General features: G+C 71.1%; 26 protein-coding genes. 17 read left to right on the top strand and 9 right to left on the bottom strand.

Features of this window, described 5'->3' with window-relative positions; all coding sequences use genetic code 11:
* Nucleotides 1-74 precede the first annotated feature (74 nt).
* The 5 genes from AMK10_RS23290 to AMK10_RS23270 all read left to right on the top strand — a co-directional run bounded on the left by AMK10_RS23290 (nt 75) and on the right by AMK10_RS23270 (nt 6,098).
* Nucleotides 75-3,251 carry a glycosyl hydrolase 115 family protein gene (locus AMK10_RS23290; RefSeq protein WP_382567576.1) on the top strand — a complete coding sequence of 1,059 codons (3,177 nt, stop codon included), beginning with the start codon at nt 75-77 and terminating at the stop codon, nt 3,249-3,251.
* Nucleotides 3,252-3,287: 36 nt separating this feature from the next.
* Complete coding sequence (locus AMK10_RS23285) at nt 3,288-3,692, top strand: hypothetical protein (RefSeq protein WP_073749838.1); 405 nt, start codon at nt 3,288-3,290, stop codon at nt 3,690-3,692.
* Nucleotides 3,693-3,831: 139 nt separating this feature from the next.
* A complete protein-coding gene (locus AMK10_RS23280) occupies nt 3,832-4,932 on the top strand; it encodes an NADH:flavin oxidoreductase/NADH oxidase (protein ID WP_073749837.1) in 1,101 nt (366 codons plus the stop codon).
* A 29-nt stretch (nt 4,933-4,961) separates the two neighbouring features.
* Nucleotides 4,962-5,699: a class I SAM-dependent methyltransferase gene (locus tag AMK10_RS23275; RefSeq protein ID WP_073749836.1), complete on the top strand. Its 738-nt coding sequence runs from the start codon at nt 4,962-4,964 to the stop codon at nt 5,697-5,699.
* A gap of 21 nt (nt 5,700-5,720) precedes the next feature.
* Nucleotides 5,721-6,098, top strand: a complete 378-nt coding sequence (locus AMK10_RS23270; protein ID WP_198959766.1) for an ArsR/SmtB family transcription factor — start codon at nt 5,721-5,723, stop codon at nt 6,096-6,098.
* A gap of 148 nt (nt 6,099-6,246) precedes the next feature.
* On the opposite strand, the gene AMK10_RS23265 is transcribed toward AMK10_RS23270, so the two are convergent.
* Both AMK10_RS23265 and AMK10_RS23260 read right to left on the bottom strand, forming a co-directional pair.
* On the bottom strand, nt 6,247-7,626 hold the full coding sequence (locus AMK10_RS23265; RefSeq protein WP_073749834.1) for an FAD-dependent oxidoreductase: 1,380 nt from the start codon (nt 7,624-7,626) through the stop codon (nt 6,247-6,249).
* 89 nt (nt 7,627-7,715) lie between these two features.
* Nucleotides 7,716-8,399, bottom strand: coding sequence for a DUF305 domain-containing protein (locus AMK10_RS23260; protein ID WP_073749833.1), 684 nt, complete (start codon nt 8,397-8,399; stop codon nt 7,716-7,718).
* A gap of 163 nt (nt 8,400-8,562) precedes the next feature.
* Between AMK10_RS23260 and AMK10_RS23255 the strand changes: the two genes are divergently transcribed.
* Nucleotides 8,563-10,053 carry an LVIVD repeat-containing protein gene (locus AMK10_RS23255; protein ID WP_073749832.1) on the top strand — a complete coding sequence of 497 codons (1,491 nt, stop codon included), beginning with the start codon at nt 8,563-8,565 and terminating at the stop codon, nt 10,051-10,053.
* Nucleotides 10,054-10,283: 230 nt separating this feature from the next.
* On the opposite strand, the gene AMK10_RS23250 is transcribed toward AMK10_RS23255, so the two are convergent.
* The 5 genes from AMK10_RS23250 to AMK10_RS23230 all read right to left on the bottom strand — a co-directional run bounded on the left by AMK10_RS23250 (nt 10,284) and on the right by AMK10_RS23230 (nt 13,655).
* Nucleotides 10,284-10,463 carry a hypothetical protein gene (locus AMK10_RS23250; protein WP_073750170.1) on the bottom strand — a complete coding sequence of 60 codons (180 nt, stop codon included), beginning with the start codon at nt 10,461-10,463 and terminating at the stop codon, nt 10,284-10,286.
* 80 nt (nt 10,464-10,543) lie between these two features.
* A complete protein-coding gene (locus tag AMK10_RS23245) occupies nt 10,544-11,269 on the bottom strand; it encodes an HAD family hydrolase (protein ID WP_073749831.1) in 726 nt (241 codons plus the stop codon).
* A gap of 30 nt (nt 11,270-11,299) precedes the next feature.
* A complete protein-coding gene (locus AMK10_RS23240; protein WP_073749830.1) occupies nt 11,300-11,989 on the bottom strand; it encodes a phosphatase PAP2 family protein in 690 nt (229 codons plus the stop codon).
* Between the two features lie 34 nt (nt 11,990-12,023).
* Nucleotides 12,024-12,959, bottom strand: coding sequence for a M56 family metallopeptidase (locus AMK10_RS23235; RefSeq protein ID WP_073749829.1), 936 nt, complete (start codon nt 12,957-12,959; stop codon nt 12,024-12,026).
* Nucleotides 12,960-13,046: 87 nt separating this feature from the next.
* The gene (locus tag AMK10_RS23230; RefSeq protein ID WP_073749828.1) at nt 13,047-13,655 is read right to left on the bottom strand and encodes a DUF5134 domain-containing protein; all 609 of its coding nucleotides are present in this window, start codon (nt 13,653-13,655) and stop codon (nt 13,047-13,049) included.
* Nucleotides 13,656-13,833: 178 nt separating this feature from the next.
* Between AMK10_RS23230 and AMK10_RS23225 the strand changes: the two genes are divergently transcribed.
* Nucleotides 13,834-14,382 (top strand): GNAT family N-acetyltransferase, encoded by a 549-nt coding sequence (locus AMK10_RS23225; protein ID WP_073749827.1) that lies wholly within the window; start codon nt 13,834-13,836, stop codon nt 14,380-14,382.
* Nucleotides 14,383-14,421: 39 nt separating this feature from the next.
* On the opposite strand, the gene AMK10_RS23220 is transcribed toward AMK10_RS23225, so the two are convergent.
* The gene (locus AMK10_RS23220; protein ID WP_073749826.1) at nt 14,422-15,072 is read right to left on the bottom strand and encodes a glycerophosphodiester phosphodiesterase; all 651 of its coding nucleotides are present in this window, start codon (nt 15,070-15,072) and stop codon (nt 14,422-14,424) included.
* 282 nt (nt 15,073-15,354) lie between these two features.
* Here AMK10_RS23220 and AMK10_RS23215 point away from each other — a divergent pair, with 282 nt between their 5' ends.
* The 4 genes from AMK10_RS23215 to AMK10_RS23200 all read left to right on the top strand — a co-directional run bounded on the left by AMK10_RS23215 (nt 15,355) and on the right by AMK10_RS23200 (nt 19,271).
* Nucleotides 15,355-16,752 (top strand): DUF6421 family protein, encoded by a 1,398-nt coding sequence (locus AMK10_RS23215; RefSeq protein WP_073749825.1) that lies wholly within the window; start codon nt 15,355-15,357, stop codon nt 16,750-16,752.
* A 26-nt stretch (nt 16,753-16,778) separates the two neighbouring features.
* Entirely contained in the window at nt 16,779-17,543 is a 765-nt protein-coding gene (locus tag AMK10_RS23210) for an SDR family oxidoreductase (RefSeq protein WP_073749824.1), read from the top strand.
* Nucleotides 17,522-18,601: a threonine aldolase family protein gene (locus AMK10_RS23205; RefSeq protein ID WP_073749823.1), complete on the top strand. Its 1,080-nt coding sequence runs from the start codon at nt 17,522-17,524 to the stop codon at nt 18,599-18,601. The genes AMK10_RS23210 and AMK10_RS23205 overlap by 22 nt, the downstream gene beginning before the upstream one ends.
* A gap of 73 nt (nt 18,602-18,674) precedes the next feature.
* On the top strand, nt 18,675-19,271 hold the full coding sequence (locus AMK10_RS23200; protein ID WP_073749822.1) for a transglutaminase-like domain-containing protein: 597 nt from the start codon (nt 18,675-18,677) through the stop codon (nt 19,269-19,271).
* Nucleotides 19,272-19,509: 238 nt separating this feature from the next.
* On the opposite strand, the gene AMK10_RS23195 is transcribed toward AMK10_RS23200, so the two are convergent.
* Nucleotides 19,510-20,232 carry a lysophospholipid acyltransferase family protein gene (locus AMK10_RS23195; RefSeq protein ID WP_073749821.1) on the bottom strand — a complete coding sequence of 241 codons (723 nt, stop codon included), beginning with the start codon at nt 20,230-20,232 and terminating at the stop codon, nt 19,510-19,512.
* A 219-nt stretch (nt 20,233-20,451) separates the two neighbouring features.
* On the opposite strand from AMK10_RS23195, the gene AMK10_RS23190 reads away from it, so the two are divergent.
* The 6 genes from AMK10_RS23190 (at nt 20,452) to AMK10_RS23170 (ending at nt 24,958) form a co-directional block, all read left to right on the top strand.
* On the top strand, nt 20,452-20,778 hold the full coding sequence (locus AMK10_RS23190; RefSeq protein ID WP_073749820.1) for a TlpA family protein disulfide reductase: 327 nt from the start codon (nt 20,452-20,454) through the stop codon (nt 20,776-20,778).
* 72 nt (nt 20,779-20,850) lie between these two features.
* Nucleotides 20,851-20,931: a putative leader peptide gene (locus AMK10_RS38725; protein ID WP_382567217.1), complete on the top strand. Its 81-nt coding sequence runs from the start codon at nt 20,851-20,853 to the stop codon at nt 20,929-20,931.
* 43 nt (nt 20,932-20,974) lie between these two features.
* Nucleotides 20,975-21,481, top strand: coding sequence for a flavin reductase family protein (locus AMK10_RS23185; RefSeq protein WP_073749819.1), 507 nt, complete (start codon nt 20,975-20,977; stop codon nt 21,479-21,481).
* Between the two features lie 201 nt (nt 21,482-21,682).
* Nucleotides 21,683-22,468, top strand: a complete 786-nt coding sequence (locus tag AMK10_RS23180) for an electron transfer flavoprotein subunit beta/FixA family protein (protein ID WP_073749818.1) — start codon at nt 21,683-21,685, stop codon at nt 22,466-22,468.
* 58 nt (nt 22,469-22,526) lie between these two features.
* Nucleotides 22,527-23,489, top strand: a complete 963-nt coding sequence (locus AMK10_RS23175) for an electron transfer flavoprotein subunit alpha/FixB family protein (protein ID WP_073749817.1) — start codon at nt 22,527-22,529, stop codon at nt 23,487-23,489.
* Nucleotides 23,490-23,659: 170 nt separating this feature from the next.
* The gene (locus AMK10_RS23170) at nt 23,660-24,958 is read left to right on the top strand and encodes a DUF6986 family protein (RefSeq protein WP_073750169.1); all 1,299 of its coding nucleotides are present in this window, start codon (nt 23,660-23,662) and stop codon (nt 24,956-24,958) included.
* Nucleotides 24,959-24,961 lie beyond the last annotated feature (3 nt).

Raw genomic sequence — 24,961 nt, 5'->3', positions numbered from 1 at the left:
GGCCCGAACCGCACCTCCGCCAGGGGCTCACGCCCGTCCAATTTGTCATGTATGTGAACAAAATGGAGAGCAACATGGACAAGCACACCAGCCGCAGATCGGTCCTCGGGGCCGGACTCGGCATCACGGCGCTGACGGCGACACCGCTCGGAGCGCTGATGGGCCTGACCGGCCAGGCGTCGGCCGCGCCCGCCGGTTCCTCGGCGGTCCACCCCACCGACCCGGGCTCATACATCTCGTTCACCCCCAGCTCCGGTGCCTTTCCCCTGGTCAGGTCGGGCAGGGCGGCTCCGGTCGTGGTCAGCGCCACGGACCACGACGGCGTCGTACGGGTGGCGGGCGACCTCCGGGACGACATCGAGCGCGTCACGGGCGTCCGCCCCGCGCTCTCGAAGGACGCCGTGCCCCTGGGCCGCGAGATCGTCCTCGTGGGCACCATCGGCCGCAGCCCGCTGATCGACCGCCTGATCGCCGAGGGCAGGCTGAAGGCCTCCGGGATCACGGGCAAGTGGGAGACCAGCCTCCAGACCGTGGTCGAGAAGCCGTTGCCCGGAGTGGACCGCGCCTTCGTCATCGCCGGCAGCGACCAGCGCGGCACGATCTTCGGCGCGTACGACGTATCCCGGGGCATCGGGGTCTCGCCCTGGTACTGGTGGGACGACGTCACGCCCGTCCACCGCGACGCCCTGTACGTCCGGCCCGGCCTCCACAGCCAGGGCACCCCCGCCGTGAAGTACCGGGGCTTCTTCATCAACGACGAGAACCCTGCCCTGGGCACCTGGGCCCCCGCCTTCTTCGGCCCCGGCAAGGCTCCGGGCTTCGAGGGCGGGTTCAACGCCGCCTTCTACGCCAGGATCTTCGAAGTCATGCTGCGCCTCAAGGCCAACTACCTCTGGCCCGCCGTCTGGGGGCGCGCCTTCGCCGAGGACGACCCGCGGAACCACGCCACCGCCAAGGCCTACGGCGTCGTCATGGGCACCTCGCACGAGGCACCCATGATGCGGGGCATCGAGGAGTGGAACCGGCACGCAGTCGCCGCCGTGCGCGACAGCGCGGGCACCATCACCAAGCCCGGCCACGACCCCTACGGCGGCACCGGTGAGTGGTCCTTCCGCCGCAACGCCGACGCCATCAAGGCCTACTGGCGCGAGGGCATACGCCGCATGGCCGACGAGGACTTCGAGGGCGTGGTCACCCTCGGCATGCGCGGCAACGGCGATGTCAGCCTGCCGGACGGCGACGGCATCGAGCTGATGACCGAGATCATCGCCACCCAGCGCGAGATCCTCGCCGAGGAGCTCGGCGCCGAGGACGGCGTGCCGCAGGTGTGGACCCTCTACAAGGAGGTCCAGCACTACTGGGACCGCGGGCTGCGCGTCCCCGACGACATCACCGTCGTCCTCACCGACGACAACTGGGCCAACGTCCGCAAGCTGCCCGACCTGAAGAACGATGCCCGCGGCGGCGGTTACGGCCTGTACTACCACTTCGACTACGTCGGGGTCGGCCGCAACTACAAGTGGGTCGACACCGCGTCCCTCCCCAACATGTGGGACCAGCTCCACCAGAGCGCGGCCTACGGCAACCACGGTCTCTGGGTCACCAACGTGGGCGACCTCAAGGGCAACGAACTGCCCACCCAGTTCTTCCTGGAGTACGCCTGGAACCCCGGCCGCTGGCCCCTGGAGGCGCTCCCGGAGTGGGAGGAGCGGTACGCCGCGCAGAACTTCGGCGAGAAACAGGCCGAGGAGATCGCCGAGATCCTGCGCGCCTACGCCCGGCTGCAGTCCCGCCGCAAGCCCGAGCTGCTCAACCGGAAGATCACCCTCGACCCGGCGAAGGACCCGGCGAAGGACTCCTCGGCCATCGTCTACGACGACCGGGCCACACCCTTCAGCATCGTCGACTACCGCGAGCTGGAGCGGGTCACCGAGGACTGGCGGCGCCTGGACGCCGCGGCGGAACGCGTCCGGCGCGGTCTGCCGGCCTCCGCCCAGGACGCCTGGTACGAACTCGTGGGCTACGCCGTGCGGGCGACCGCCAACCTCTACGCCCTGCGCGAGGCGGAGTTCACCAACCTGCACTACGCACCGCAGGGCCGCGCGCTGACCAATCAGCTCGCCGCCACGGCCGAGTCGGGCCTCGCCGAGGACTTCGCCCTCGCCGACCGGTTCAATACCGAGGTGGCCGACGGGAAGTGGAACGGCTTCCAGACCCAGCCGCACATCGGTTACGGCGATGTGGACCGCTACGGCCCCAACGCCCCCTGGCAGCAGCCCGAGCTGAACAACGTCGCCCTCGCCGACGAGATCTTCCCCGCCGTCCGGCGCATCGAACTCCCGCACAGGGCCGAGATGGGCGTTGCGGTCGACGGCTCGTCCGCCTGGTGGCCGGGGGCCGGTGACGGGACCGAAGCGGTGCTGCCGGTCTTCAGCCCGTACCAGAGCCAGCCCGCGCAGTACGTCGAGGTGTTCAACCGGGGCACCGAACCCTTCGACTTCCGCATCCGTACGGGTGCCTCCTGGCTGATCGCCGACCGGACCCGCGGCCGGGTGGACGCCCAGACCAGGGTCACCTTCCGGGTGGACTGGTCGCGTGCGCCCAAGGGGGTCACGCGGGTCCCCGTCACGATCTCCGGACCCGGCGGCAGCGAGGTCGTGGTCCAGGCCGTGGCCGACCGGCCCCGCCTGGAGCGCGCGGAGCTCAGGGGATTCGTCGAGGCCAACGGTTACGTCTCCATCGAGGCCGACCACTTCCACCGGGCGGTCGGCCGCGACGGCATCTCCTGGCGGCGGATTCCGGACATCGGCCGCACCGGATCGGGCATGGAGCCCTTCCCGGTCACCGCCGGGCGCCAGGCCCCGGGCGGCCGGGGGCCCCGGCTGGAGTACCGCGTCAGCCTGTTCACCACCGGTCCGGTCACGGTCTGGGCGTATCTGTCGCCCCGCAACAACGCCCTGGCGTCCGACGGGCTCACGTACGCCGTCTCCTTCGACGACGAGGTGCCGCAGTCCGTCAACATCACCTCGGTCACGGGGGCGGACGACGGCACGATGAACACCCAGTGGGCCCGCAACACCTCGGACAACGTCAACCGCACCGGCACCGTGCACCACATCGGCCGGGCGGGGGCGCACGTCCTGAAATTCTGGATGGTGGACCCGACCGTGGTACTCCAGAACCTCGTGGTGGACACCGGCGGCCTCAAGCCCAGCTATCTGGGCCCGCCGGAGAGTCTCCGGCTGAGCTGACCGGAGCGGGACGAGCAGGACGAGGAGGCGGCAGGGATGAGCATCGAGATCCGGGACACCGAGGGACACGGTGCGACGCTGGAGGTGGCACCGGGACCGGCCGAGGGCCCCCTCCAGGTCGGAATCCTGATCAAGGGCACGCCCGCCGGCGCCTCCTGGTCCTGCACACCGGCCGCGGCCAGGGAACTGGCCGCGGCGCTCCTCGCGGCCGCCGCCGAGGCCGAGAACGCCCGCGCGGCGGAGCCCGTCACCGTCAAGGCGCGCGAGCTGCTGCGGGGCGACGTCCGCGACGCGGACCGGCTGATGACGGTGGAGGCGGTCAGGGCGGAGGGCGGACACGTCCAGGTGACATGGACATCGGGAAGCGGGCGCAGCTGGAGCCAGATGTACGACGCCGAGGCCGACATCCGTCTCCGGTGCAGGCTGCGGCCCGGGAGGTGACGGGCGAGGCACCCCTTCGTCATTCGACGATCGCCGTAGTACGGTATTCCTCGTAGTACGGTGAACTTCGTACGAAGCGGCGGTCCGGCATGCCCGGTCCGTCGTGCCGCCCTTCGCACCCCGTGAATCGGAGCCCCCTGTGAGTGCACTGTTCGAGCCCTACACCCTGCGGTCGCTGACCATTCCCAACCGCATCTGGATGGCCCCCATGTGCCAGTACAGCGCGGAAGGGACCGGCCCCGACGCGGGTGTGCCCAACGACTGGCACTTCACGCACTACGCCTCCCGCGCGGTCGGCGGCACCGGGCTCGTCCTCGTGGAGGCCACCGGCGTCAGCCCGGAGGGCCGGATCAGCGCCGCCGACCTCGGCATCTGGAACGACCGGCAGGTGGAGGCGTTCCGCCGTATCACCGCGTTCCTCGCCTCGCACGGCACGGTCCCCGGCATCCAGCTCGCGCACGCGGGGCGCAAGGCGTCGACCGGCCGCCCCTGGGCCGGCGGCGGCCCCGTCGCCGTGGACGACCCCGAGGGCTGGCGGCCGGTCGGCCCGAGCGCCGTCGCCTACGACGAGGGGCACACGGTGCCCGCCGAGCTCGGCACCGACGACATCCGGCGGATCGTGGGCGAGTTCGCCGACGCCGCCCGCAGGGCGCTCGACGCCGGCTTCCAGGTCGCCGAGATCCACGGGGCGCACGGCTATCTGATCGGCGAGTTCCTCTCCCCGGAAAGCAACCGCCGCACAGACGCCTACGGCGGCTCCTTCGAGAACCGCACCCGATTCGCCCTCGAGGTCGTCGACGCCGTGCGCGCCGTGTGGCCCGAGGAACTCCCGCTGTTCTTCCGCATCTCCGCCACGGACTGGCTGACGGAGAACCCGGAGGACCCGCGTGAGGGCTGGACGCCCGACGAGACCGTCCTCTTCGCCCGCGAGCTGCTCGCCCGCGGAGTGGACCTGCTCGACGTCTCGACCGGCGGGCTCGCGCCCCGGGCGAGCATCCCCGTCGAGCCGAACTACCAGGTGCCCTTCGCCGAGCGGGTGCGCACGGAGACGGGCCTCCCGGTGGCGGCCGTCGGGCTGATCACCGACCCCGTCCAGGCCGAGAAGATCCTGACCGAGGGCAGCGCGGACGCCGTCCTGATCGGCCGTGAAATGCTGCGCGACCCCTACTTCGCCCGCAACGCCTCGCGCGCCCTGGACGGCGACATCGAGCTGCCCCTGCCGTACGGCTACGCCGTGTGACCCGGCCTCAGTGGGTACGCTGAGCGGCGATGCCGATTCCCGAGGGCCCCACGCTGCGCGAACTGGCCGTACAAGCGCTCTCCTCGACGATGCGCGGATACGACCTGCTCGCCCCGAAGTTCGACCTGACGCCCTACCGGACCCCGGACCGTGTGCTCGACGCCGTCGCCGACGCGGTCCGGCCGCTCGGGCCCTTCGACCGGGGCCTGGACGTCTGCTGCGGCACCGGCGCGGGCGTGGGCGTCCTGCGGGAGCTCTGCCGGGAGCGGGTCACCGGCGTCGACTTCAGCGCCGGCATGCTCGGCGTGGCGCGGTCCGCGCACACCGGTCCCTCCGCACCTGCCCAGGGGCCGGCGGTGGACTGGGTGCGGGCCGACGCCCGGGCGCTGCCGTTCACGCCGGCGTTCGACCTGGCCCTGAGCTTCGGGGCGTTCGGCCACTTCCTGCCGGAGGAACGCCCCACGCTGTTCGACCAGGTGTACGCGTCGCTGCGGCCGGGCGGAGTGTTCGTCTTCCCGGTGGGCGCGCCGCCCGCGGTGGGTTCCCGGGCCTACTGGTCTCTCCTCGGCTTCGACGTGGCGATGCGGGTGCGCAACGCCCTGTGGCACCCGCGTTTCATCATGTACTACCGCACGTTCCCGCTCGCCGGTGTGGTGGACGACCTCGTACGCACCGGATTCGAGGTGCGGCTGCTGCCGCTGGAGGCGCTCGGCCGGAGGCCGGACGGCAGCCCCCGCGCCCGGCTCGTGGTGGCCGCCCGTGGATAAAATTACGATGACTCTCGTACAATGAAGGCCCCTGTACGAAGTGGAGCAAACGTGACGACGAACGCTGCTCGCGTGCTCGCCCATCCCTCGCGCGAGGAGATCCGCGTCGAGGGCGTGCTCCATGCCCTCTCGGACCCGGTCAGGCTCCGGATCGTGCGGCAGCTGGCCGGCGCGACCGACGACCTGGCCTGTTCCCGCTTCGACCTCCCGGTGTCCAAGTCCACCACCACGCACCACTTCAGGGTGCTCCGCGAGAACGGCGTCATCACGCAGTTCTACCGGGGGACGGCGAAGCTGAGCTGTGTGCGCACGGAGGACCTGGACGCCCTCTTCCCCGGCCTGCTGGACAGTGTCCTCGGGGCGGCCGACCTCCAGACGAAGCGGTTCGGCGAGGACTGACGCCGCGCCGGCGGGTCACCGGCCGGGTTCACCGCGTACCGCGACACCGGCCACATTCCTCGCGCCGTCCTCGTCGCGTCACCGGCCGCCTTCCTCGCACCGCCGCGGTCGTGCGACCGGCCGCCTTCCCCGCGCCGCCGCGGTCGTGTCACCGGCCGCCCTCGTCGCGTGCCGCGTCGAGCAGTCCCGGCCAGTCCGGGATCTTCACCTGCCCACGGCCCAGCGACCGGCCGAGCGCCGACTCGGCCCGCTCGATCGACAGCCAGCCGGCCCACTCCACAGGCCGCAGCCCCTGAGCCCGCAGCGCGGCCAGCGGGTCGGGGGAGACCTCCCGGCGGGCCAGCAGCGGAGCGTCCGCGAGCAGCGAGGCAACCGTCTCCTTCGCGCACGACCTGTTCGAGCCGATGACGCCCGTGGGGCCGCGCTTGATCCACCCGGCTACGTACTCCCCGGGCGACGCGACCCCGTCCCTGAGCACCCGGCCGCCCGCGTGCGGCACCGTGCCGCGCACCGGGTCGAAGGGCAGCCCGGGCAGCGGCGTCCCCCGGTAGCCCACGGCCCGCAGCACCAGCTGCGCCTCGATGTCCTCGTACGTCCCCGTGTCCCGCACGCCACCCGCCCCGTCCGGGACGGTCCGCGCGAACCGCACCCCGGACACCCGTCCGTCCCGCTCCAGCAGCTCGGCCGGGCGCAGGAAGAAGCGCAGCCGGATGCGGCGCTCCCGGCCGTCCGCCGGGGCGGGAGGCGGGGCGGCCGACCAGCCGCGCAGTACCTCCAGATTGCGCCGGACCACGGCGGGAAGGGGTGCCGCGCCAGGGCCGTCCGGGGGAGCGGTGCAGGCCGGATCCAGGGCGAGTTCCGCGCCGTCCACGACGATCCGTGCCCGCGGCAGCGCCCCGAGCTCGCGCAGCTCCTTGGTGGTGAACCTGGCCTGGGAGGGGCCGCGCCTGCCCACGATGTGCACCTCGCGCACCCGGCTCGCCCCGAGCGCGTCGAGTGCGGCCGGCGGCACGTCGGTACCCCGCAGCTCCGCCGCGCCCCGGGCCAGGATCCGGGCCACGTCCACCGCCACGTTGCCGATCCCGACCACCACGGCGGAACGCGCGCGGAGCGCGAAGCCCCCGGCGTCGGGATGGGCGCTGTACCAGGAGACGAACTCGGTGGCGGAGAAGCTGCCCGGCAGTCCCTCGCCGGGAACGGCGAGCGGCCGGTCGGCCGCCGCTCCGACGCAGTAGACCACCGCGTGGTACAGCTCCTTCAGCCGGGCGGGTGACAGCCCGCCCTCGCCGCCGACCTCCACATGGCCGGCGAAGGTGATCCGCTCGTCCTCCAGGACCGCCCGGAGGCTGCTCTGCAGCGACTTGATCTTCTCGTGGTCGGGCGCCACCCCGTAGCGCACCAGCCCGTACGGGGTGGGCAGCCGGTCCAGCACATCCACCCGCACGTCCGGAACCCGCGACTGCTGCAACAGGGCCTGGGCGGTGTAGACCCCGCTGGGACCCGAACCGACGACGGCGACACGGAGCACGGCGCACCTCTTCCCGCAGGATGCCTCCAGCATGGCACCGACGGGCGGAAGCGGGGAGGAGCGCGGGCCCGGTGGACCGGCGTGGTGCGTCAGGTCATCAGACCGCGCATCCGGTCGATCTCCACGGTCTGCTGGGCGACGACGTCGTTGGCCATCTCCTCCACCAGTACGTTGTTGCCGTCCGCCAGCGCCTCGGTCGCCATGGTCACCGCGCCCTGGTGGTGGGTGATCATCAGGTCCAGGAACAGCGTGTCGAAGGCCTTGCCGCGTGCGGCGCGCAACCGCTCGATCTGCTGGTCCGTCGCCATGCCGGGCATCGCGGCATGGTCCTCGTGCGTCTCCTCGCGGCCGTCCCCGCCGTTGTTCTTCAGCCAGCCTTCCATGGCGCCGATCTCGGGCTGCTGGCTTGCCGATATGCGCTTCGCGAGCCGTTCGACGGACGGTGAGGACGCCCGGCCGGGGACGAGTGCGGTGAGCACGATGGCCTGTTCGTGGTGCTCGATCATCATCCGGGCATAACGGAAGTCGGCGGAGTTGGGGGTGTCGTCGCCCACCTCCTTCGCCGCCTCCTCGGCCGACAGCGTCCTCGCGGGTTCGCCGGGCTTCCCCGGCGCCACGACCGAAGGGCCCTTGTCCGCCCCCGTGTTCGCCCCGGCGTCGTCGCTGCTCCCGTCGCAGCCCGACAGGACGATAACGGCAGCCGTGAGCGTGGCAGCCAGGGCGGCTGCGCGCGCGTGCGCGTTCCGACGGTGGATCAACACGCTGACCTCCATTGCCGCACGAGTGTGTCGCCGACCGTCCTAGCACCTTCCACCGGCCGGTGATCAAAAACTTCTATTACGTCTCTGTTGCCACCTGTTGGTGTGTACATGATATGGACGATACTGCCGGGGTCCATGCACCGTTCTTCGACGGACGGATACAAGGGAGGACACAGTGACCTCGTTGCACACCACCAGCGTGCGGCGCAGACGTCTAGGTGTGGCGGCAGCCGCGGCCGGGCTCATCGCCACACTGTTCACGGCCGGACCCGCGGCCGCGACCCCCGACCCGGGCGACACCGCCACCACCCGCAGCGGTGTCTCCGTGAGCGAGCAGGCCGAAGCACGCGCCGCGATCGAGAGCGGCGAGATACCCGGCGTGGACGAGATCGTCCACAGCTCCAACATCGAGCACCTCGCGAACATCCCCAAGGACGCGCTCAAGGGCACCAACTCGGACCTGGCCTTCCAGGGCGACTACGCGTTCGCCGGAAACTACGACGGCTTCCGGATCTTCGACATCCGCAACCCGAGGAAGCCGAGGACCGTCGCGCAGGTCCTGTGCCCCGGATCGCAGAACGACATCTCGGTCTCCGGGAACCTCCTCTTCCTGTCGACCGACTCCTCGCGCAGCGACAACTCCTGTGCCAGCACCACCCAGCCGGCCACGGAGAAGTCCTCCTGGGAGGGCATGAAGGTCTTCGACATCAGCGACAAGCGCAACCCGAAGTACGTCGCCGCCGTCGAGACCGCGTGCGGCTCCCACACCCACACGATCATTCCCGAGCGCAAGAGCGTCTACGTCTACGTCTCCTCCTACTCACCCAACGAGACGTTCCCGGACTGCCAGCCGCCGCACGACGGCATCTCCGTCATCAAGGTGCCGCGCAGTGCTCCCGAGGACGCCCGGATCGTGAACTTCCCCGTCCTCTTCCCGGACGGCGGAAACCCGGGCGCGCCGATCAACCCCGGCGTCTCGAAGACGACCGGATGCCACGACATCACCGTCCTGCCGTCGAAGGACCTGGCGGCCGGGGCGTGCATGGGTGACGGTCTGCTCTTCTCCATCAAGGACCCGGAGAACCCGAGGATCATCGACCGGGTCCAGGACAACGTGAACTTCGCGTTCTGGCACTCCGCGACCTTCAACCAGGGCGCGGACAAGGTGGTGTTCACCGACGAGCTCGGCGGCGGCGGTGCGGCCACCTGCAACGAGGCGACCGGACCGAACCGCGGGGCCGACGGTGTCTACGACATCACGGGCAAGGGCGACAACCGCAAGCTGGTCTTCCGCAGCTACTTCAAGATCGACCGCCCCCAGGCGGACACCGAGGTGTGCGTCGCGCACAACGGTTCGATCATCCCGGTCAAGGGCCGTGACCTGATGGTCCAGGCCTGGTACCAGGGCGGCGTCTCCGTGTGGGACTTCACCGACTCCTCCAAGCCGAAGGAGATCGCGTACTTCGAGCGCGGTCCCATCTCCACGGCGGCGGTCACCACGGCCGGCCCGTGGTCGGCGTACTACTACAACGGCTACATCTACTCCAACGACATCGCCAAGGGCTTCGACGTCCTGAAGCTCGACGACCGGCGGACGGACCCGGCGAAGAAGGTGCGGCTGAAGGAGCTCAACGTCCAGACGCAGCCGGACTACTTCGACCGCTGACCCACCCGCTTCCCACGCAGATGAACGCAAGCGCCCCGCCGGGAGTCTCCGCCCGGCGGGGCGCGTCTATCCGATTGACCCGTGGGCGGCACGGGGACATGCTGTACCCCTGATTCCGGCGATGCGGGGGATCGCCGGAATCAGGAGCGCCGTGCGCTGCCCGGAAGTCATCAGGGCGGGCGCGGAAGTCTTCGGAGGGCCGGACGGAAGGCAGGCGGCCGCGCGGAAGCTCAGGCCGCCGGGCGGACGCTCGTGCCCGCGGCGGTGGCCCACTCCACCAGCAGACGCTGGTACAGCCTCTCCTCGTCCGGGGACAGCAGTCCGCCCGAGCGCTGCCACAGGTCGCGAATCTCTTCGTTGACGACGGAGGCGGGGCGCGCGGTGACGGACGTGTTCGGATACGGGGACATGTCCACCAAACTAAACCCCCATCGGGTCGCGAGTCCCCTTCCGGGACAGGGATATCCCTCACACCGTCCGCCGGAATCCTTCACGAGGCGCGCGGAGCGTACCCCTCTCCCGTGCGATCGAGCAGGCCGAGGGACCTGAGCCCGTCCGGCCGCCGGGACACGGGCAGGTGGTCGACGAAACGCACCTCACACCCCACAGCCGCCGCCCCCGCGTCCGCCTCGCGGTCGTCACCGACCATGACCACATCCGCGGGATCGTGCCCCAGCAGCGTGCACGCCGTACGGAACAGCAGGGGGTCGGGCTTCTGGACACCGTGCTCGTAGGACAGGACATAGGCGTCGACCAGCTCGTCCAGGCCGTGCGCGCGGAAGACGGGGCGCAGATCCCAGCCGATGTTGCTCACGACACCGATCGACGTGCCGTTGTCACGCAGCCCGCGCAGCACGTCCGCCGCGTCGGGGTACGGCTGCCAGGCCGTCGGGTCCATATGGCGCTCGTACAGCGCGTCGTAGAGGACGGGGTCCGGAAGGGGGACCTGGCGCGCGGCGCCGGTGAAGGCCTCCCTGTGGGTCTTCGCGCTGCTGTCGCGAAGGGCCCAGACCTCGGCCAGCGCCGGGGGAACGGCCACGGGCCGGGGGCCTCCGGGCTGCGCACCGGCTTCCGCCAGCCGGTGCGCGAACCGCTCGAAGTCGTCCTGCTCCACGGCGATGCCCCGGGCGTCGAGGACGGCGCGCAGCCACGATGTGACCGGCTCGATCCGGAAGAGGGTCCCGGAGAAGTCGAAAAGTACACCCTTGATCCGCATGGTCCGATCATCGTGGCTCCGGGCGAGGCCCTACAAGGGCGGCTCCTCGCCACCCGCCGTGCGCCGCGCCGTGGACGCGCCGTATCCGGCGACGGAGAGCGCGACCACGGCTCCCGCGAGCAGCACCCCGCCCAGCACGTCGCTCATCCAGTGCACGCCCAGGTAGAGGCGTGTGAAGGCGACGCCGGCCACCGAGACCGCGGTGAGGATCAGTGAGCCCCACCACACGGCGGGAGGCGCACCGTGCAGGCGCAGCAGCCACATCAGGAGCCCGCAGGTCACCGCAGCCGTCATGGCGTGCCCCGAGGGGTAGGCCGCGTAGTTCGCCGAGTCCACGGGGTCGGGCCACCGGGGACGCTCCCGGCCCACCGCCGCCTTCAGGCCCTGCTGGAGCAGCGTCGCGAACAGGCTGGTCGCCGCCACCCACCCGGCCAGCACACGCGCCCCGCGCCACCACAGCAGGATCACGGCCGCGGCGGTCAGGGCGCGCATCGTCCAGGGGTCCCACACCCAGTCCGTCAGCACCCTGTTGACATGGACCAGCCCTGGTTCGGCCACCGCGTCACGGTGCAGGGCGTCGGCCACGACGCCGTCCAGAGACACCAGGGGGGACCAGCGCACCGCGACCAGCACGGTCAGGACGAGGGCCAGGGCGGCGCAGACCAGGCCGGTGACGAGGAAGGGAGGCCGGGCGCGCGGGAGATGGGGAGGGGAGTGCATGGGGACGATCCTCGCGGACGATGCGTCCGGGAGGCTAACCCAGCGCGCTGAGCCCCGGTACGAAGGCCACGAGCAGTGGCACGACGGGCACCAGCGCGGCAGCGGCCGTCAGCCGCAGCCGACGGCCCGCGGTGAGCCGCTCCACCGGCGCGAGCAGGCGGTTCACCCTGAGGGGCATGTGTGCGTCGGGCGTGGGACACGGGCCGAACACCCCGCGGTCCTCGTTGAGTTCGACCAGGGCGAGCGCGATCGTGAGGCGCCCGAAGCGCCTCGACGCCACGTCGTCCGCGGCCAGTTCGACGAGGTGGTGCATCTCGTCGCGGAACGCGGCGAACACCGGTACCTGCGGAAAGCCGGACGCGAGCGCGCCCGAGCAGTGCAGGAGCCAGTCGTGGCGCGCCTGAGCGTGCCCCTGCTCGTGCGCGAGCACCGCGTCGAGCTGACGGCCCTTGAGGCGTCCGAGTGCCGCGGTGGTGATGACCAGTTGAGGAGCCGCCCCCGGCAGCCACCACGCGTCCGGACGCTCGCCCTCCAGCACCACGAGGCGCCCGCTGCCGGGCTCCTCGCCGGGCATCAGCGGGGACCGGACCAGCAGTTCGCGTCGCCGCTGCCTGCGACGCACCCGGGCCCGGTGGATCTCCCGTACGAGCATGGCCGCGGTCCACACCCCGCCGAGTGCCAGCAGCACCGCGATGACCGCCGACCAAGGGCCGTACGCGCCCAGGGCGTACGCCTCGACCACGGCGTGCGGTGCGGGCGCGAAGACATGGCCGCGCACCGCCTGCCAGGCGGCTGCCGCGCTCAGCGTCATGGAGAGCCCGAAGGACAGCAGGACGCCCGCCACCACGCACTGCCAGACCCAGAGGGCCACGACCGGCTCGCGCTCCGGCCATCGGGCCCTCGCCATCAGGCCCGGGGCCACGACCGCGGCCAAGGCGCCGAGCAGCAGCAGCGCGAGGGAGACCAACATGGGCGTCAGCCTATGAGCGCCGCACTGTCCACGGGTATGGCCACGCGCGCCAAGTGACGCAGGACACGGTCCGACGGGCCAGCCGTCTCACAGGGTGAGCAGCATGGCGAACATGGCTATCCCCATCGTCAGCCTGCACGCCAGCGCCATCTCGGGCCTCGCGCCCCAGGCGGAGCCCGCCGTGCCGCCGGCGATCCCCCCGCCGGCCGGCACTCCGGCGGGTGCCGGAGCGGGTATCAGACGTCCCGCCGCACGCAGGACGTAGAGGGCGTAGTAGGCCAGCAGCGCCCCCGTCAGCACCGGGACGCCGCCGGCGGAGCCCGCCGCCCCCGCCCCGTGCGCCAGATGGCCGCCCGCCACGTGAGCCGCGCCCGGAGCCATCGCGACGGCCATGTAGACCATCGCCAGCGAACCGACCAGGTGATGCCAGTGGTGGCCGCCGCCCCGCGCGGCGTACACCAGCGCGCGCAGCGACGCGGCGCCGAACACGACGGCGTACACCGCCCACGTCCACTCCGGGAGGGGAAGCAGGGCGGCGGGCACCGCCATCGCGGCCATTCCGAAACCCATCACCGCCTCCCCGCGTGCCGCTCGGCGTTCCCGCTCGGTGCCTTCTCGGGTGCGCAGCAGGCAGTACGCCCCCGTGAACCCGCACAGCACCATGAGCAGCCAGCCGGACAGCGCCGGTCCGTGCACGGCGCACCTCCCCCTACGACGAATGACGCCGGTGTCGTCCCATCGATGCCCCGTTCCGCCTGCGCCTACCGGGGCGCATTGGAGTACTGGGGGAGCGCGCCCGGGCCTGCGGGGGGCGGCCGGGGCCGCGTTAGTCTCGGACGGCACCGTCGGCAGCAACACCACCGGAGAAAGCCACATGGACATCGCACCGGCCTCGGCCCGGGTACACCTCACCTTCCGCGACGCGACCGAGGCCGACGTGCCCGTCCTCGTGGGGCTCGTCGAATCCGCCTACCGGGGAGACGCGAGCCGGGCCGGATGGACCACCGAGGCGGACATCCTCCAGGGACAGCGCACCGACGCGGCCGGGGTGCGCGAGGTGCTGGAGAGCCCTTCGGGGCGGGTCCTCGTGGCCGAGCGGGACGGCGAGCCGGTCGCCTGCTGCCAGCTCGAACACCGGGGCGAGGCGGCCTACTTCGGCATGTTCGCGGTCCGGCCGGAGCTGCAGGGGGCGGGCCTGGGCAAGGTGATCATCGCCGAGGCGGAGCGCACGGCACGCGAGGACTGGGGTGTCGGCGAGATGCACATGACGGTGATCTCGGTCCGCGAGGAGCTGATCGCCTGGTACGAGCGCCGCGGCTACCGCCGTACGGGAAAGCTGACGCCCTTCCCGTACGGCGACGAGCGCTTCGGCATCCCGCAGCGCGACGACCTCGCCTTCGAGCTGCTGGTCAAGGACCTGTAGGACCGAGCGGGGCCGGGCGGCGCCGCGGACCGGGGTGGATCAGGCGGTGAAGCGGCCCGCCCTGCGGATCTCCGGATAGTCGGTCGTCGCGCCGTCCAGGCCCAGGGCGCGCACCAGACGCAGGTGGTCCTGGGTGTTCACCACCCAGCCGATCACCTTCAGGCCCTCCGTGTGCGCACGCTCGACCACCTCCAGGGTGAGGCGGCGGATGTTCAGGGCCAGGGTCGCCGCACCCACCGCCTTCGCCCGCTCCACCACATCGCTCTCCCAGCGGCTGGCGATGAGCACCGTCCGCACTCCCGGTACCAGCTGAGCGATCTCGGCGACCGCCTCGTCGTGGAACGAGGACACCTCGACCCGGCCGGCCAGATCGCGCCGCAGCATCACCTCGGCCAGCGCCCGGGCCGCGGCGACGTCCTTGATCTCGGCCTGGAGGGGTGAGCCGACCGCGTCGAGGACCTCCTCGAACACGGGCACCCTTTCGCCCCCGCCGGCGTCGAGCTCCCGGAGCTCCGCCAGCGTCTTGTCGGCGATCAGCCCCCGCCCGTCCGTCGTGCGCTCCACGTCGGCGTCGTGCATGACGGCGAGCGCGCCGTCCTTGCTCAGATGAAGATCCAGCTCGACGGCGTCCATGCCGGCCTGTTCCGCGCGCGTGAACGAGCGCAGCGTGTTCTCCGGCTCGACGCCCATGACCCCGCGATGACCGATGGTGAGAAAACTCAAGGCACTCCCGCTTTCCGTCCGTCGTTCCCGTCCAGCCTGCGGCTCCTACCCACAGGGAACCAGTTCTCGCGTGCGGGACCGAGTCCGCGCGGCCAGTCCGGCGGAAGAAGTTGTCCCAGGGATGTGTGGCAGGAAAAATAACGGTGACCATGGGGGGAGGGCAGGATAATTTTCTGTCCTCCACTTGTCCGAAGGAGCCGTACATGGATACGGTTACTTGACGCGAGGTTCTCCCGTGAAGGAAGTGTTATGACGGAAATTCTTGAGCATGCGACCGCCACCGGCGCGATAACTACTGCCCAGCGGGTCGTGGAGCATCCGGCATGGCCCTCGCTCAAGAGTGCCGTCGAAGAGCTCCGCCCCTGGCAGTCCAAGGACGGCTCCATCGACTTCACGGCGGAAGGAGCCCCCACCGCCGCGCAGGCCGAGGCCGTCGTCACCCGCGTGACCACCGCCGTCGAGCAGCTCTCCCCACTGCTCCCGCACGACGAGGCGTACCACCGCGCGCTCGTCGAGGACCTGCGCCGCTGGTCCGCCGACGGCTTCGGTGTCCCGGACTTCCTGGACTCGCTGCTCGCCTTCCAGCCCGCCCGGAACCGCGCCGACGGTGTCCAGCACCTGGTCGTTTTCGCGATGTACACCCAGAACGGCAACCCGGACCGCAACCTCGAAGCGGTCGTGCTGCGGATGGTCTGGCCCGAGTGGCTCGCCGATCTGGAGGCCACGCGCTACGACAACCCGCTGTTCTGCGGCATCACCTTCGAGGACTTCACCTCGGGCTACGACACCAACTCCGCGGTCCTCTTCCCCGAGACCATCGCCGTGCGCGAGGCGCCGGAGCGCTTCAGCTGGGGCGGCATCTTCTGCGACCGCGAGGCCGCCCGCTTCCGCCGCGTGACCGAGGCCTCCGTCGACCTGCTGGGCGTCGAGCTGCCCGACGACATCCGCGAGATGATCGGCGACCAGAAGCGCTGCGAGCAGGCGTTCGTGCTCTGGGACATGGTCCACGACCGCACCCACAGCCATGGCGACCTGCCGTTCGACCCCTTCATGATCAAGCAGCGCCAGCCGTTCTGGATGTACGGCCTGGAGGAGCTGCGCTGCGACCTCACCGCCTTCAAGGAGGCCGTGAAGCTGGAGAGCGAGGGCGTCGCCCAGGGCCGTGACGTCCAGTTCGCGGTGCTCTTCGACCGCATGTTCCGCTTCCCCGTCACCGGCGAGCGGGTACGCAACTACGACGGCCTCGGCGGTCAGCTGCTCTTCGCCTACCTCCACAAGCACGACGTCGTCCGCTGGACCGACAACACGCTCCGCATCGACTGGTCCCGCGCCCCGCAGGTCACCAACCAGCTCTGCGCGGAGATCGAGAAGCTCTACCGGGACGGCATCGACCGCCCCAAGCTCGTGCACTGGTTCGCGGCGTACGACCTGGTCGCGACCTATCTCGCCCCCCACCCGGGCTCCCGCTGGGCCAAGGGCCCGGACGCGCTGGACCTGGATCAGCCCCCTCGCAAGCTCGTCGACGACGTGCTTCCGGACGAGTTTCCCCTGAGCATGTTCTATGAGGCGCTTTCGAAGAAACTGAAGCATGTGATCGCCTCCACCAAGGGGATCACTGCGACGGATGCCGGGCGGGCAGCTGCGTGAGCGCGCGTTCCCAGGAGGCGGTGGCGATGAACGGAACAGGCAGGGCCGACAGCGGTGCGCTGGAGGGCGCGGTGGTCGCGGTGGCCGGAGCGGCGGGTCCCGCCGGCCGGGCGACGCTGCTCCGGCTCGCCGAGGCGGGCGCGACCGTGGTGGCGTCCGACGCCAATCCCGAGCGACTGGTGGAAGCCGTCGACGCGGCGCGGTACGCACACGGCGGGGCGACGGTCACCGGTGACACGGTCGACCTCCTCGATCTGGGGGCCACCCAGGAGTGGGTCGTCAAGACGGAGAAGGAGTTCGGCCGCGTCGACGGACTGGTCCACCTCGTGGGCGGCTGGCGCGGCGGCGCCGGCTTCGAGGACACCAGCCTCGCCGACTGGGACTTCCTCGAGAAGCTCCTGATCCGCACCGTCCAGTCCACCTCGCTCGCCTTCCAGGACGTGCTCCGGCGCAGCGACCGCGGCCGTTACGTGCTGATCAGCGCGGCCGGGGCGAGCAGCCCCACCGCGGGGAACGCCGCCTACGCGGCGTCCAAGGCGGCGGCCGAGGCGTGGACGCTCGCCCTCGCGGACTCCTTCCGCAAGGCGGGGGGCGACGCCGGCCCGAAGGCGGCTGCTGCGATCCTAGTGGTCAAGGCTCTGGTGCACGACGCGATGCGCGCCGAGCGCCCGAATGCGAAGTTCGCGGGCTTCACCGACGTCAAGGAGCTGGCCGAGGCCATCGCCGGAGTCTGGGACGAGCCCGCCGGAGAAGTGAACGGAAAGCGTCTGTGGCTGACCCCGCAACCGTAAGAACCGATGCGCGACGTCATCACGATCCGCAGGAGCGCGGCTTCGCGAGCGACAACTACGCGGGCGCGCATCCGGAGATCCTCGCCGCCCTCGCCCTCGCCAACGGCGGCCACCAGGTCGCCTACGGCGGGGACGACTACACGGAGCACCTCCAGCGGGTCATGCACAGCCACTTCGGCCCGACGGCCGAGGCTTTCCCGGTCTTCAACGGCACCGGGGCCAACGTCGTCGCCCTCCAGGCGCTGACGGACCGCTGGGGTGCGGTGATCTGCGCCGAGTCGGCCCACATCAACGTGGACGAGGGCGGCGCGCCGGAGCGGATGGGCGGACTGAAGCTGCTCACCGTCCCGACCCCGGACGGGAAGCTGACCCCCGAGCTCATCGACCGACAGGCGTACGGCTGGGACGACGAGCACCGCGCGATGCCGCAGGTCGTCTCGATCACCCAGAACACCGAGCTCGGCACCGTCTACACGCCCGACGAGATCCGCGCCATCTGCGAGCACGCCCATGAGCGGGGCATGAAGGTCCACCTCGACGGTGCCCGGATAGCCAACGCCGCCGCGTCGCTGGACGTGCCGATGCGCGCGTTCACCAATGTGGTCGGCGTCGACGTCCTCTCGTTCGGCGGCACCAAGAACGGCGCGCTCTTCGGCGAGGCGGTCGTCGTCCTGAACCCGGACTCGGTCCGGGCCATGAAGCACCTGCGCAAGCTGTCGATGCAGCTGGCCTCCAAGATGCGCTTCGTCTCGGTCCAGCTGGAGGCGCTGCTCTCGCGCGACCTGTGGCTGCGCAACGCCAGGCACTCCAACGCCATGGCGCAGCGCCTGGCCGAGGGGGTGCGCGCGGTGGACGGCGTGGAGATCCTCTATCCCGTCCAGGCGAACGCCGTCTTCGCGCGGCTGCCGCACGAGGTGTCGGAACGGCTGCAGAAGCGGTTCCGCTTCTACTTCTGGGACGAGGCGGCCGGCGATGTCCGGTGGATGTGCTCCTTCGACACCCGTGAGGAGGACGTCGACGCCTTCGTGCTCGCGCTCAAGGAAGAGATGGCCAGATAGCGAGGCGGAATATATATGCGGCCGACCGGAAAAGTATTGCACCTGGTCGGCCGCACCGCTACGCTTTCCGGGCATGGAGCTGATCCAGCACACTCCCGAAATTTCGGCGTATCTTGCCGAGGACGAGGTCATCGACCATCGCCATCCGCTCGTGCGGGATACCGCAGTGATCCTCGGGGCAGAGTCGGGTGATGCATATGCATACGCAGCTGCCGCCTTCGCGTTCGTACGCGACGTCGTGCCCCACTCGGTGGACACCGGTGACCCGCGGGTCACCTGGCGCGCCTCGGACGTGCTCGCCGCCCGTACCGGGATCTGTCACGCCAAGGCCCATGCCCTGACCGCCCTGCTCCGCGCCGGGGGCGTCCCCGCGGGCCTCTGCTATCAGCGGCTCTCCGACGAGGGCGCGGACCCCGTCGTCCACGGTCTGGTCGCGGTGCGGCTTCCCGGACGTGAGCGGTGGGTCCGGCAGGACCCGCGCGGCGGCGGGCCGGGGGGCGGTGTCCGGTTCTCGGCCGACGAGGAGCGGCTGGTCTGGGCTGCCCGGCCGGAGTTCGGCGAGATCGACTACCCGGTGGTCCACGACGTCCCGCATCCGGCGGTGCTGCGTGCGCTGCGCGGCGCGGGGGACCGGGCGGACCTGTCCCGGAACCTCCCCACCGAGCTCTGAGGCCGGGGCGTCCTCCGTCCGGTCGGAGGCCGGCGCACCTTCCACAGGCTCGCCTTCCACCGGCGACCCTTCCGCCAGGCGCCGTCCGTCGGTGCGCCCGCGGGAGGGCGGGGCCGCCGAGCCTCCGGTGGCGGTCACCGGCCTCGCCGAGCTGTCCGGGAAGCACACCGGCCCGTGGGGGCGCGATCCGCGCCCCCACGGGCCGGTGTGACGTTTCCTCCGCCTGTGGCGGCCGGGGTCAGCCGCGCTCGCGCACCTCGGCGGGCGTCGGAGCCGTACCACCCAGGTGGGCCGGGACCCACCAGGTGTCGCTCGCGTCCTTCGGGCGCACCGGGTAGGCGCGCTGGGCCGATTCGAGGAGCTCCTGGACGCGCTCGCGCAGCCGGCGGGTGATCGCGCCCGCGTACTGGTCGGCCGGGGCCTCCACGGCCTCGCCCACGCGGATGGTGATCGGGGTGTGGCTGCGGCGGAAGTTGCGCGGCCGGCCCTTGGTCCACAGGCGCTGGGTGCCCCACAGCGCCATCGGGATCAGCGGTACGCCGGCCTCCTGCGCCAGCCGCGCCGCGCCCGACTTGAAGCTCTTCAGGGTGAAGGACTGCGAGATGGTCGCCTCGGGGAACACGCCGACGATCTCACCCGCCCGGAGCGACGCGAGCGCGTGCGCGTAGGCGTCCTCGCCCTGGTTGCGGTCGACGGGGATGTGCTTCATTCCCCGCATCAGAGGGCCCGAGACCTTGTGCCGGAAGACCGAGTCCTTCGCCATGAAGCGGACGAGCCGCTTCTGCGGCAGGGCACCGAGTCCGGTGAAGATGAAGTCCAGATAGCTGATGTGGTTGCTGACCAGAACCGCGCCACCGGTCTTCGGGATGTGCTCCGAACCCTGGGTGTCGATCTTCAGGTCGAGCGCCTTGAACAGCGTGCGAGCGGCGCCGATGACCGGCCGATAGACGAGTTCTGCCATCTGGATGAAGACCCTTCTTCAATGCCTGGGGAGGGTTCTCCCGGCGGAAGTTACGCAGCCGTAGGTTTTCGGCATTGGGGCGATCGTGCCCCATGTGCGACGCCGTGGCCAGCCCCTAAGGCTCCGGCGCGAGAGATTCTCGTCACGTGAATCATCCGGGAATGTAATGAGGTCGCCCGGTGCTGACCCTCTGCGCAGAGCTCTCGGGAGGAGACAGGGATGGACGGGCAGATGGCGGACGGCAGGCTGGACGGGGTCCAACTCGGCGCGGAACTGGGGCAACGGGCGACTCTCGTCCAGTTCTCGAGCGCGTTCTGCCAACCCTGCCGCGCGACCCGGCGCACGCTCGCGGAGGTGGCCGGGATGGTCGAGGGCGTCGCCCATGTGGAGATCGACGCCGAGGCGCATCTCACTCTCGTGCGGCGGCTCGGCATCAGCCGGACGCCCACCGTCCTGGTGCTCGACGCGTCGGGCCGCATCGTCCGCAGGGCGGCCGGCCAGCCGCGTACGGCGGACGTGGTCGCGGCCCTGGGGCAGGCGATATGACGGACCGTGACGCTTCTCCCACATGACGGAACGCACTTGACTGTGCGCACCACGCATCGTCAGTCTGACGCTATGCCGCCACAACTCCTTCTCTTCGGCCGGGTCCATGTCGACCTGGTGCGCTACGCGAGCGCGCGCTGTCCGGGTGTCTGAAACACCCTCGGCCCCGTACGCCCCCTCGCAGAAGGACCTTTCCATGACGGCCTCGCCCGATCTCCGTTCTCCTCTCACGGCCACCCCCGAACTCCTCCGCTCCGTCTTCCGGCAGCACGCGGCCGGGGTCGCCGTGATCACCGCCGCGGGCGCGGGTCCGGTCGGCTTCACCGCCACCTCCCTCAACTCCGTGGCCGCCGAGCCGCCCCTCATCTCCTTCGGTGTGGGCACCTCGTCCTCCAGCTGGCCCGTGGTCGCGGAGGCGGAGCATGTGGGCGTGCACATACTCGGCGAGGGGCAGCAGGAGCTCGCCGCGAGGTTCGCCCGCAGTGGCGCCGACCGGTTCGGCCCGTCCACCGACTGGAGCACCGGTCCGGAGGGAGTTCCCCTCCTGGGCGGTGTGGTGGCCTGGTTGGTCTGCCGGGTGGTGGCCAGGATCCCGGCGGGCGACCACCGCATCGTGATCGCCCAGGTGGTCGCCGGGGACCCCTCGGGAGGCGGCCGCCCGCTGGTCTACCACCAGGGCCGTTTCACGGCTCTGCGAGACTGAGGGCGAGCAAGGCGTCACCGGGGCGCAGTCCGTTGGCTACGTCACAGTTCCAAGCGCTTGCTTATGGGTAACGTACTGGGTGTACTGGCGAGTAATATCGCACTGGGACCTCGGTCGCCCCGACCGGAAACCGCCCGATAAGGCGCCTATGCTGCGTGCAACAAGGCAGCCCAGAAATGACGATGCAGTAGGAGAGCCGGCGTGAGCTTGAGGATCGTTGTCTGTGTGAAGTACGTGCCCGACGCCACCGGCGACCGGCACTTCGCCGATGACCTGACCCTGGACCGTGACGACGTCGACGGTCTGCTGTCGGAGCTCGACGAGTACGCCGTCGAGCAGGCGCTGCAGATCGCCGACGAGGCGGACGACGCGGAGATCACCGTGCTCACGGTGGGCCCCGAGGACGCCAAGGACGCGCTGCGCAAGGCGCTGTCGATGGGCGCCGACAAGGCCGTCCACGTCGAGGACGACGACCTGCACGGCACCGACGTCATCGGCACGTCTCTGGTGCTGGCCAAGGCCATCGAGAAGACCGGTTACGACCTGGTCATCTGCGGCATGGCGTCGACCGACGGCACCATGGGCGTGCTGCCGGCACTGCTCGCGGAGCGCCTCGGTGTCCCGCAGGTCACGCTGCTCTCCGAGGTCTCGGTCGAGGACGGCACGGTCAAGGGCCGCCGCGACGGCGACTCCGCGAGCGAGCAGCTCGAGGCGTCCCTGCCGGCCGTGGTCTCCGTGACCGACCAGTCGGGCGAGGCCCGTTACCCCTCCTTCAAGGGCATCATGGCGGCCAAGAAGAAGCCGGTCGAGGCCCTGGACCTGGAGGACCTGGAGATCGAGGCGGACGAGGTCGGTCTCGGCGGCTCCTGGACCGCGGTCGACTCCGCGGCCGAGCGCCCCGCCCGCACCGCGGGCACGATCGTCAAGGACGAGGGTGAGGGCGGCAAGCAGCTGGCCGAGTTCCTCGCGGGCCAGAAGTTCATCTGAGCCCCGGCTGTTCCCTCCACCGCCCCGCACTTTCTCGCACGCAGGAGATTGAAGTCCCATGGCTGAAGTTCTCGTCTATGTCGACCACGTGGACGGTGCCGTCCGCAAGCCCACGCTGGAGCTGCTGACGCTCGCCCGCCGCATCGGTGAGCCCGTCGCCCTCGCGCTGGGCAACGGTGCCGCCGACACCGCCGCCGTGCTCGCCGAGCACGGCGCGGTCAAGGTGCTCACCGCGGACGCCGCCGAGTTCGCCGACTACCTCGTCGTACCCAAGGTCGACGCCCTCCAGGCCGCCTACGACGCGGTGTCCCCGGCCGCCGTGCTCCTGCCCTCCTCCGCGGAGGCCAAGGAGATCGCCGCGCGTCTCGCGCTGCGTATCGGCTCGGGCATCATCACCGACGCCGTCGACCTCGAGGCCGGTGCCGAGGGTCCGGTCGCGACGCAGTCGGCGTTCGCCGCCTCGTACACCACCAAGTCCCGTGTCTCCAAGGGCACTCCGGTCATCACGGTCAAGCCGAACTCGGCCGCCGTCGAGGCCGCCCCCGCCGCCGGCACCGTCGAGGCCCTCACGGTCTCCTTCTCGGCCACGGCGACCGGCACCAAGGTCCTCTCCCGCACCCCGCGCGAGTCGACGGGCCGCCCCGAGCTGACCGAGGCCGCGATCGTCGTCTCCGGCGGCCGTGGCGTCAACGGCGCGGAGAACTTCGCGATCATCGAGGCCCTCGCCGACTCGCTCGGTGCGGCCGTCGGCGCCTCGCGTGCCGCGGTCGACGCCGGCTGGTACCCGCACACCAACCAGGTCGGCCAGACCGGCAAGTCGGTCTCGCCGCAGCTGTACATCGCCTCCGGCATCTCCGGCGCGATCCAGCACCGCGCGGGCATGCAGACCTCGAAGACCATCGTCGCGGTCAACAAGGACGCCGAAGCCCCCATCTTCGACCTCGTCGACTACGGCGTCGTCGGCGACCTCTTCGACGTCGTCCCGCAGCTCACCGACGAGGTCAAGTCCCGCAAGGGCTGACCCGCGGGAAGCCAAGCCCGTACGACGGCCCGGGGCCGCGTGGTGTTCTCACCGCGCGGCCCCGGGCCGTTTCCGATCACCATTGACGCACGACCAGGCGCCTTATAACTTCACTATGCGGATGCAGGATTCCGGGAAGCGGAAATAGTCGAATCATGGAGGGTACGGTCATGGGTCAGCAGGAGAAGGTGGCAACGAGCCTCGCCGGCACGGTCGGTGAGGAGATCGGCGCCTCCCTCGCGGCGGTGGACGCCGAACTCGCCCGTCGTTACCCGGGAGACCCCGGCACACGCCAGCCCGTGCACACCGTCTACGTGTCCGCCGACGACTTCACCGCCACCACCCTGCGCTCCTGGGGCGAACAGGCGCTCGCCGCCCTCGACGAGCACGCTCCCGACGCCGCCGCTCTCGCCGGAATCCTCGGCATCCCGCAGGAGCTCGCCGGGCCCGTCCACGACCGGGTGCGCGCGAAGCTGGAGCGTGAACCCGTCGAAGACCTGCGCATCGACTTCGAGGACGGCTACGGGCCGCGCCCCGACGCCGAGGAGGACGAGGCCGCGGCCCGCGCGGCCCGACTGGTCGCCGCGGCGTACGGCGACGGGACCGCGGCCCCGTACATGGGCATCCGCATGAAGTGCATGGAAGCCGCCGTGCGTGACCGGGGCATCCGCACCACGGACATCTTCCTCACCGGGCTGATGCGGGCCGGAGGCCTGCCCGACGGGCTCGTGCTGACGCTGCCCAAGGTGACGTACCCCGAGCAGGTCACCGCCTTCGTGCGGCTGCTCGAAGCCTTCGAGGAGACCCATGGCCTGCCGGCCGGGCGCCTCGGGTTCGAGATCCAGATCGAGACCAGCCAGTCGATCCTGGCCGCCGACGGCACCGCCGCCGTGGCCCGCATGATCGACGCCGCGCGGGGCCGGGCGACCGGGCTGCACTACGGGACGTTCGACTACAGCGCCTGCGTCGGTGTCAGCCCCGCCTACCAGGCCAGTGACCACCCCGCAGCCGACCACGCCAAGGCTGTCATGCAGGTCGCGGCGGCCGGCACCGGCGTACGCGTCTGCGACGGCTCCACCAACGTGCTGCCCGTCGGGCCCGCCCAGCAGGTCCACGACGCCTGGCGCCTGCACTACGGCCTCACCCGCCGCGCCCTGGCCCGCGCCTACTACCAGGGCTGGGACATGCACCCGCGCCATCTGCCCACCCGCTACGCGGCCGTCTACACCTTCTACCGCGAGGGCCTGGGCCAGGCCGCGGCCCGGCTGGCCGCCTACGTCGCCAAGGCGGGCGGGGACGTCATGGACGAGCCCGCCACCGCCAAGGCGCTCAGCGGGTACCTGCTGCGCGGGATCGACTGCGGTGCCCTGGACGCCGAGGAGGTCACCGGGCTCACCGGTCTGACCCGCGCGGACCTGGACGGCTTCGCCTCACCCCGGCGCGGCGGTCTGACCGTGACGGCGCCGTAGCGG

The sequence above is a fragment of the Streptomyces sp. CB02058 genome (genome assembly GCF_001905505.1).
In the GTDB taxonomy this organism is placed as follows: Bacteria; Actinomycetota; Actinomycetes; order Streptomycetales; family Streptomycetaceae; genus Streptomyces.
This window is presented reverse-complemented; position numbering and strand designations above follow the sequence as displayed.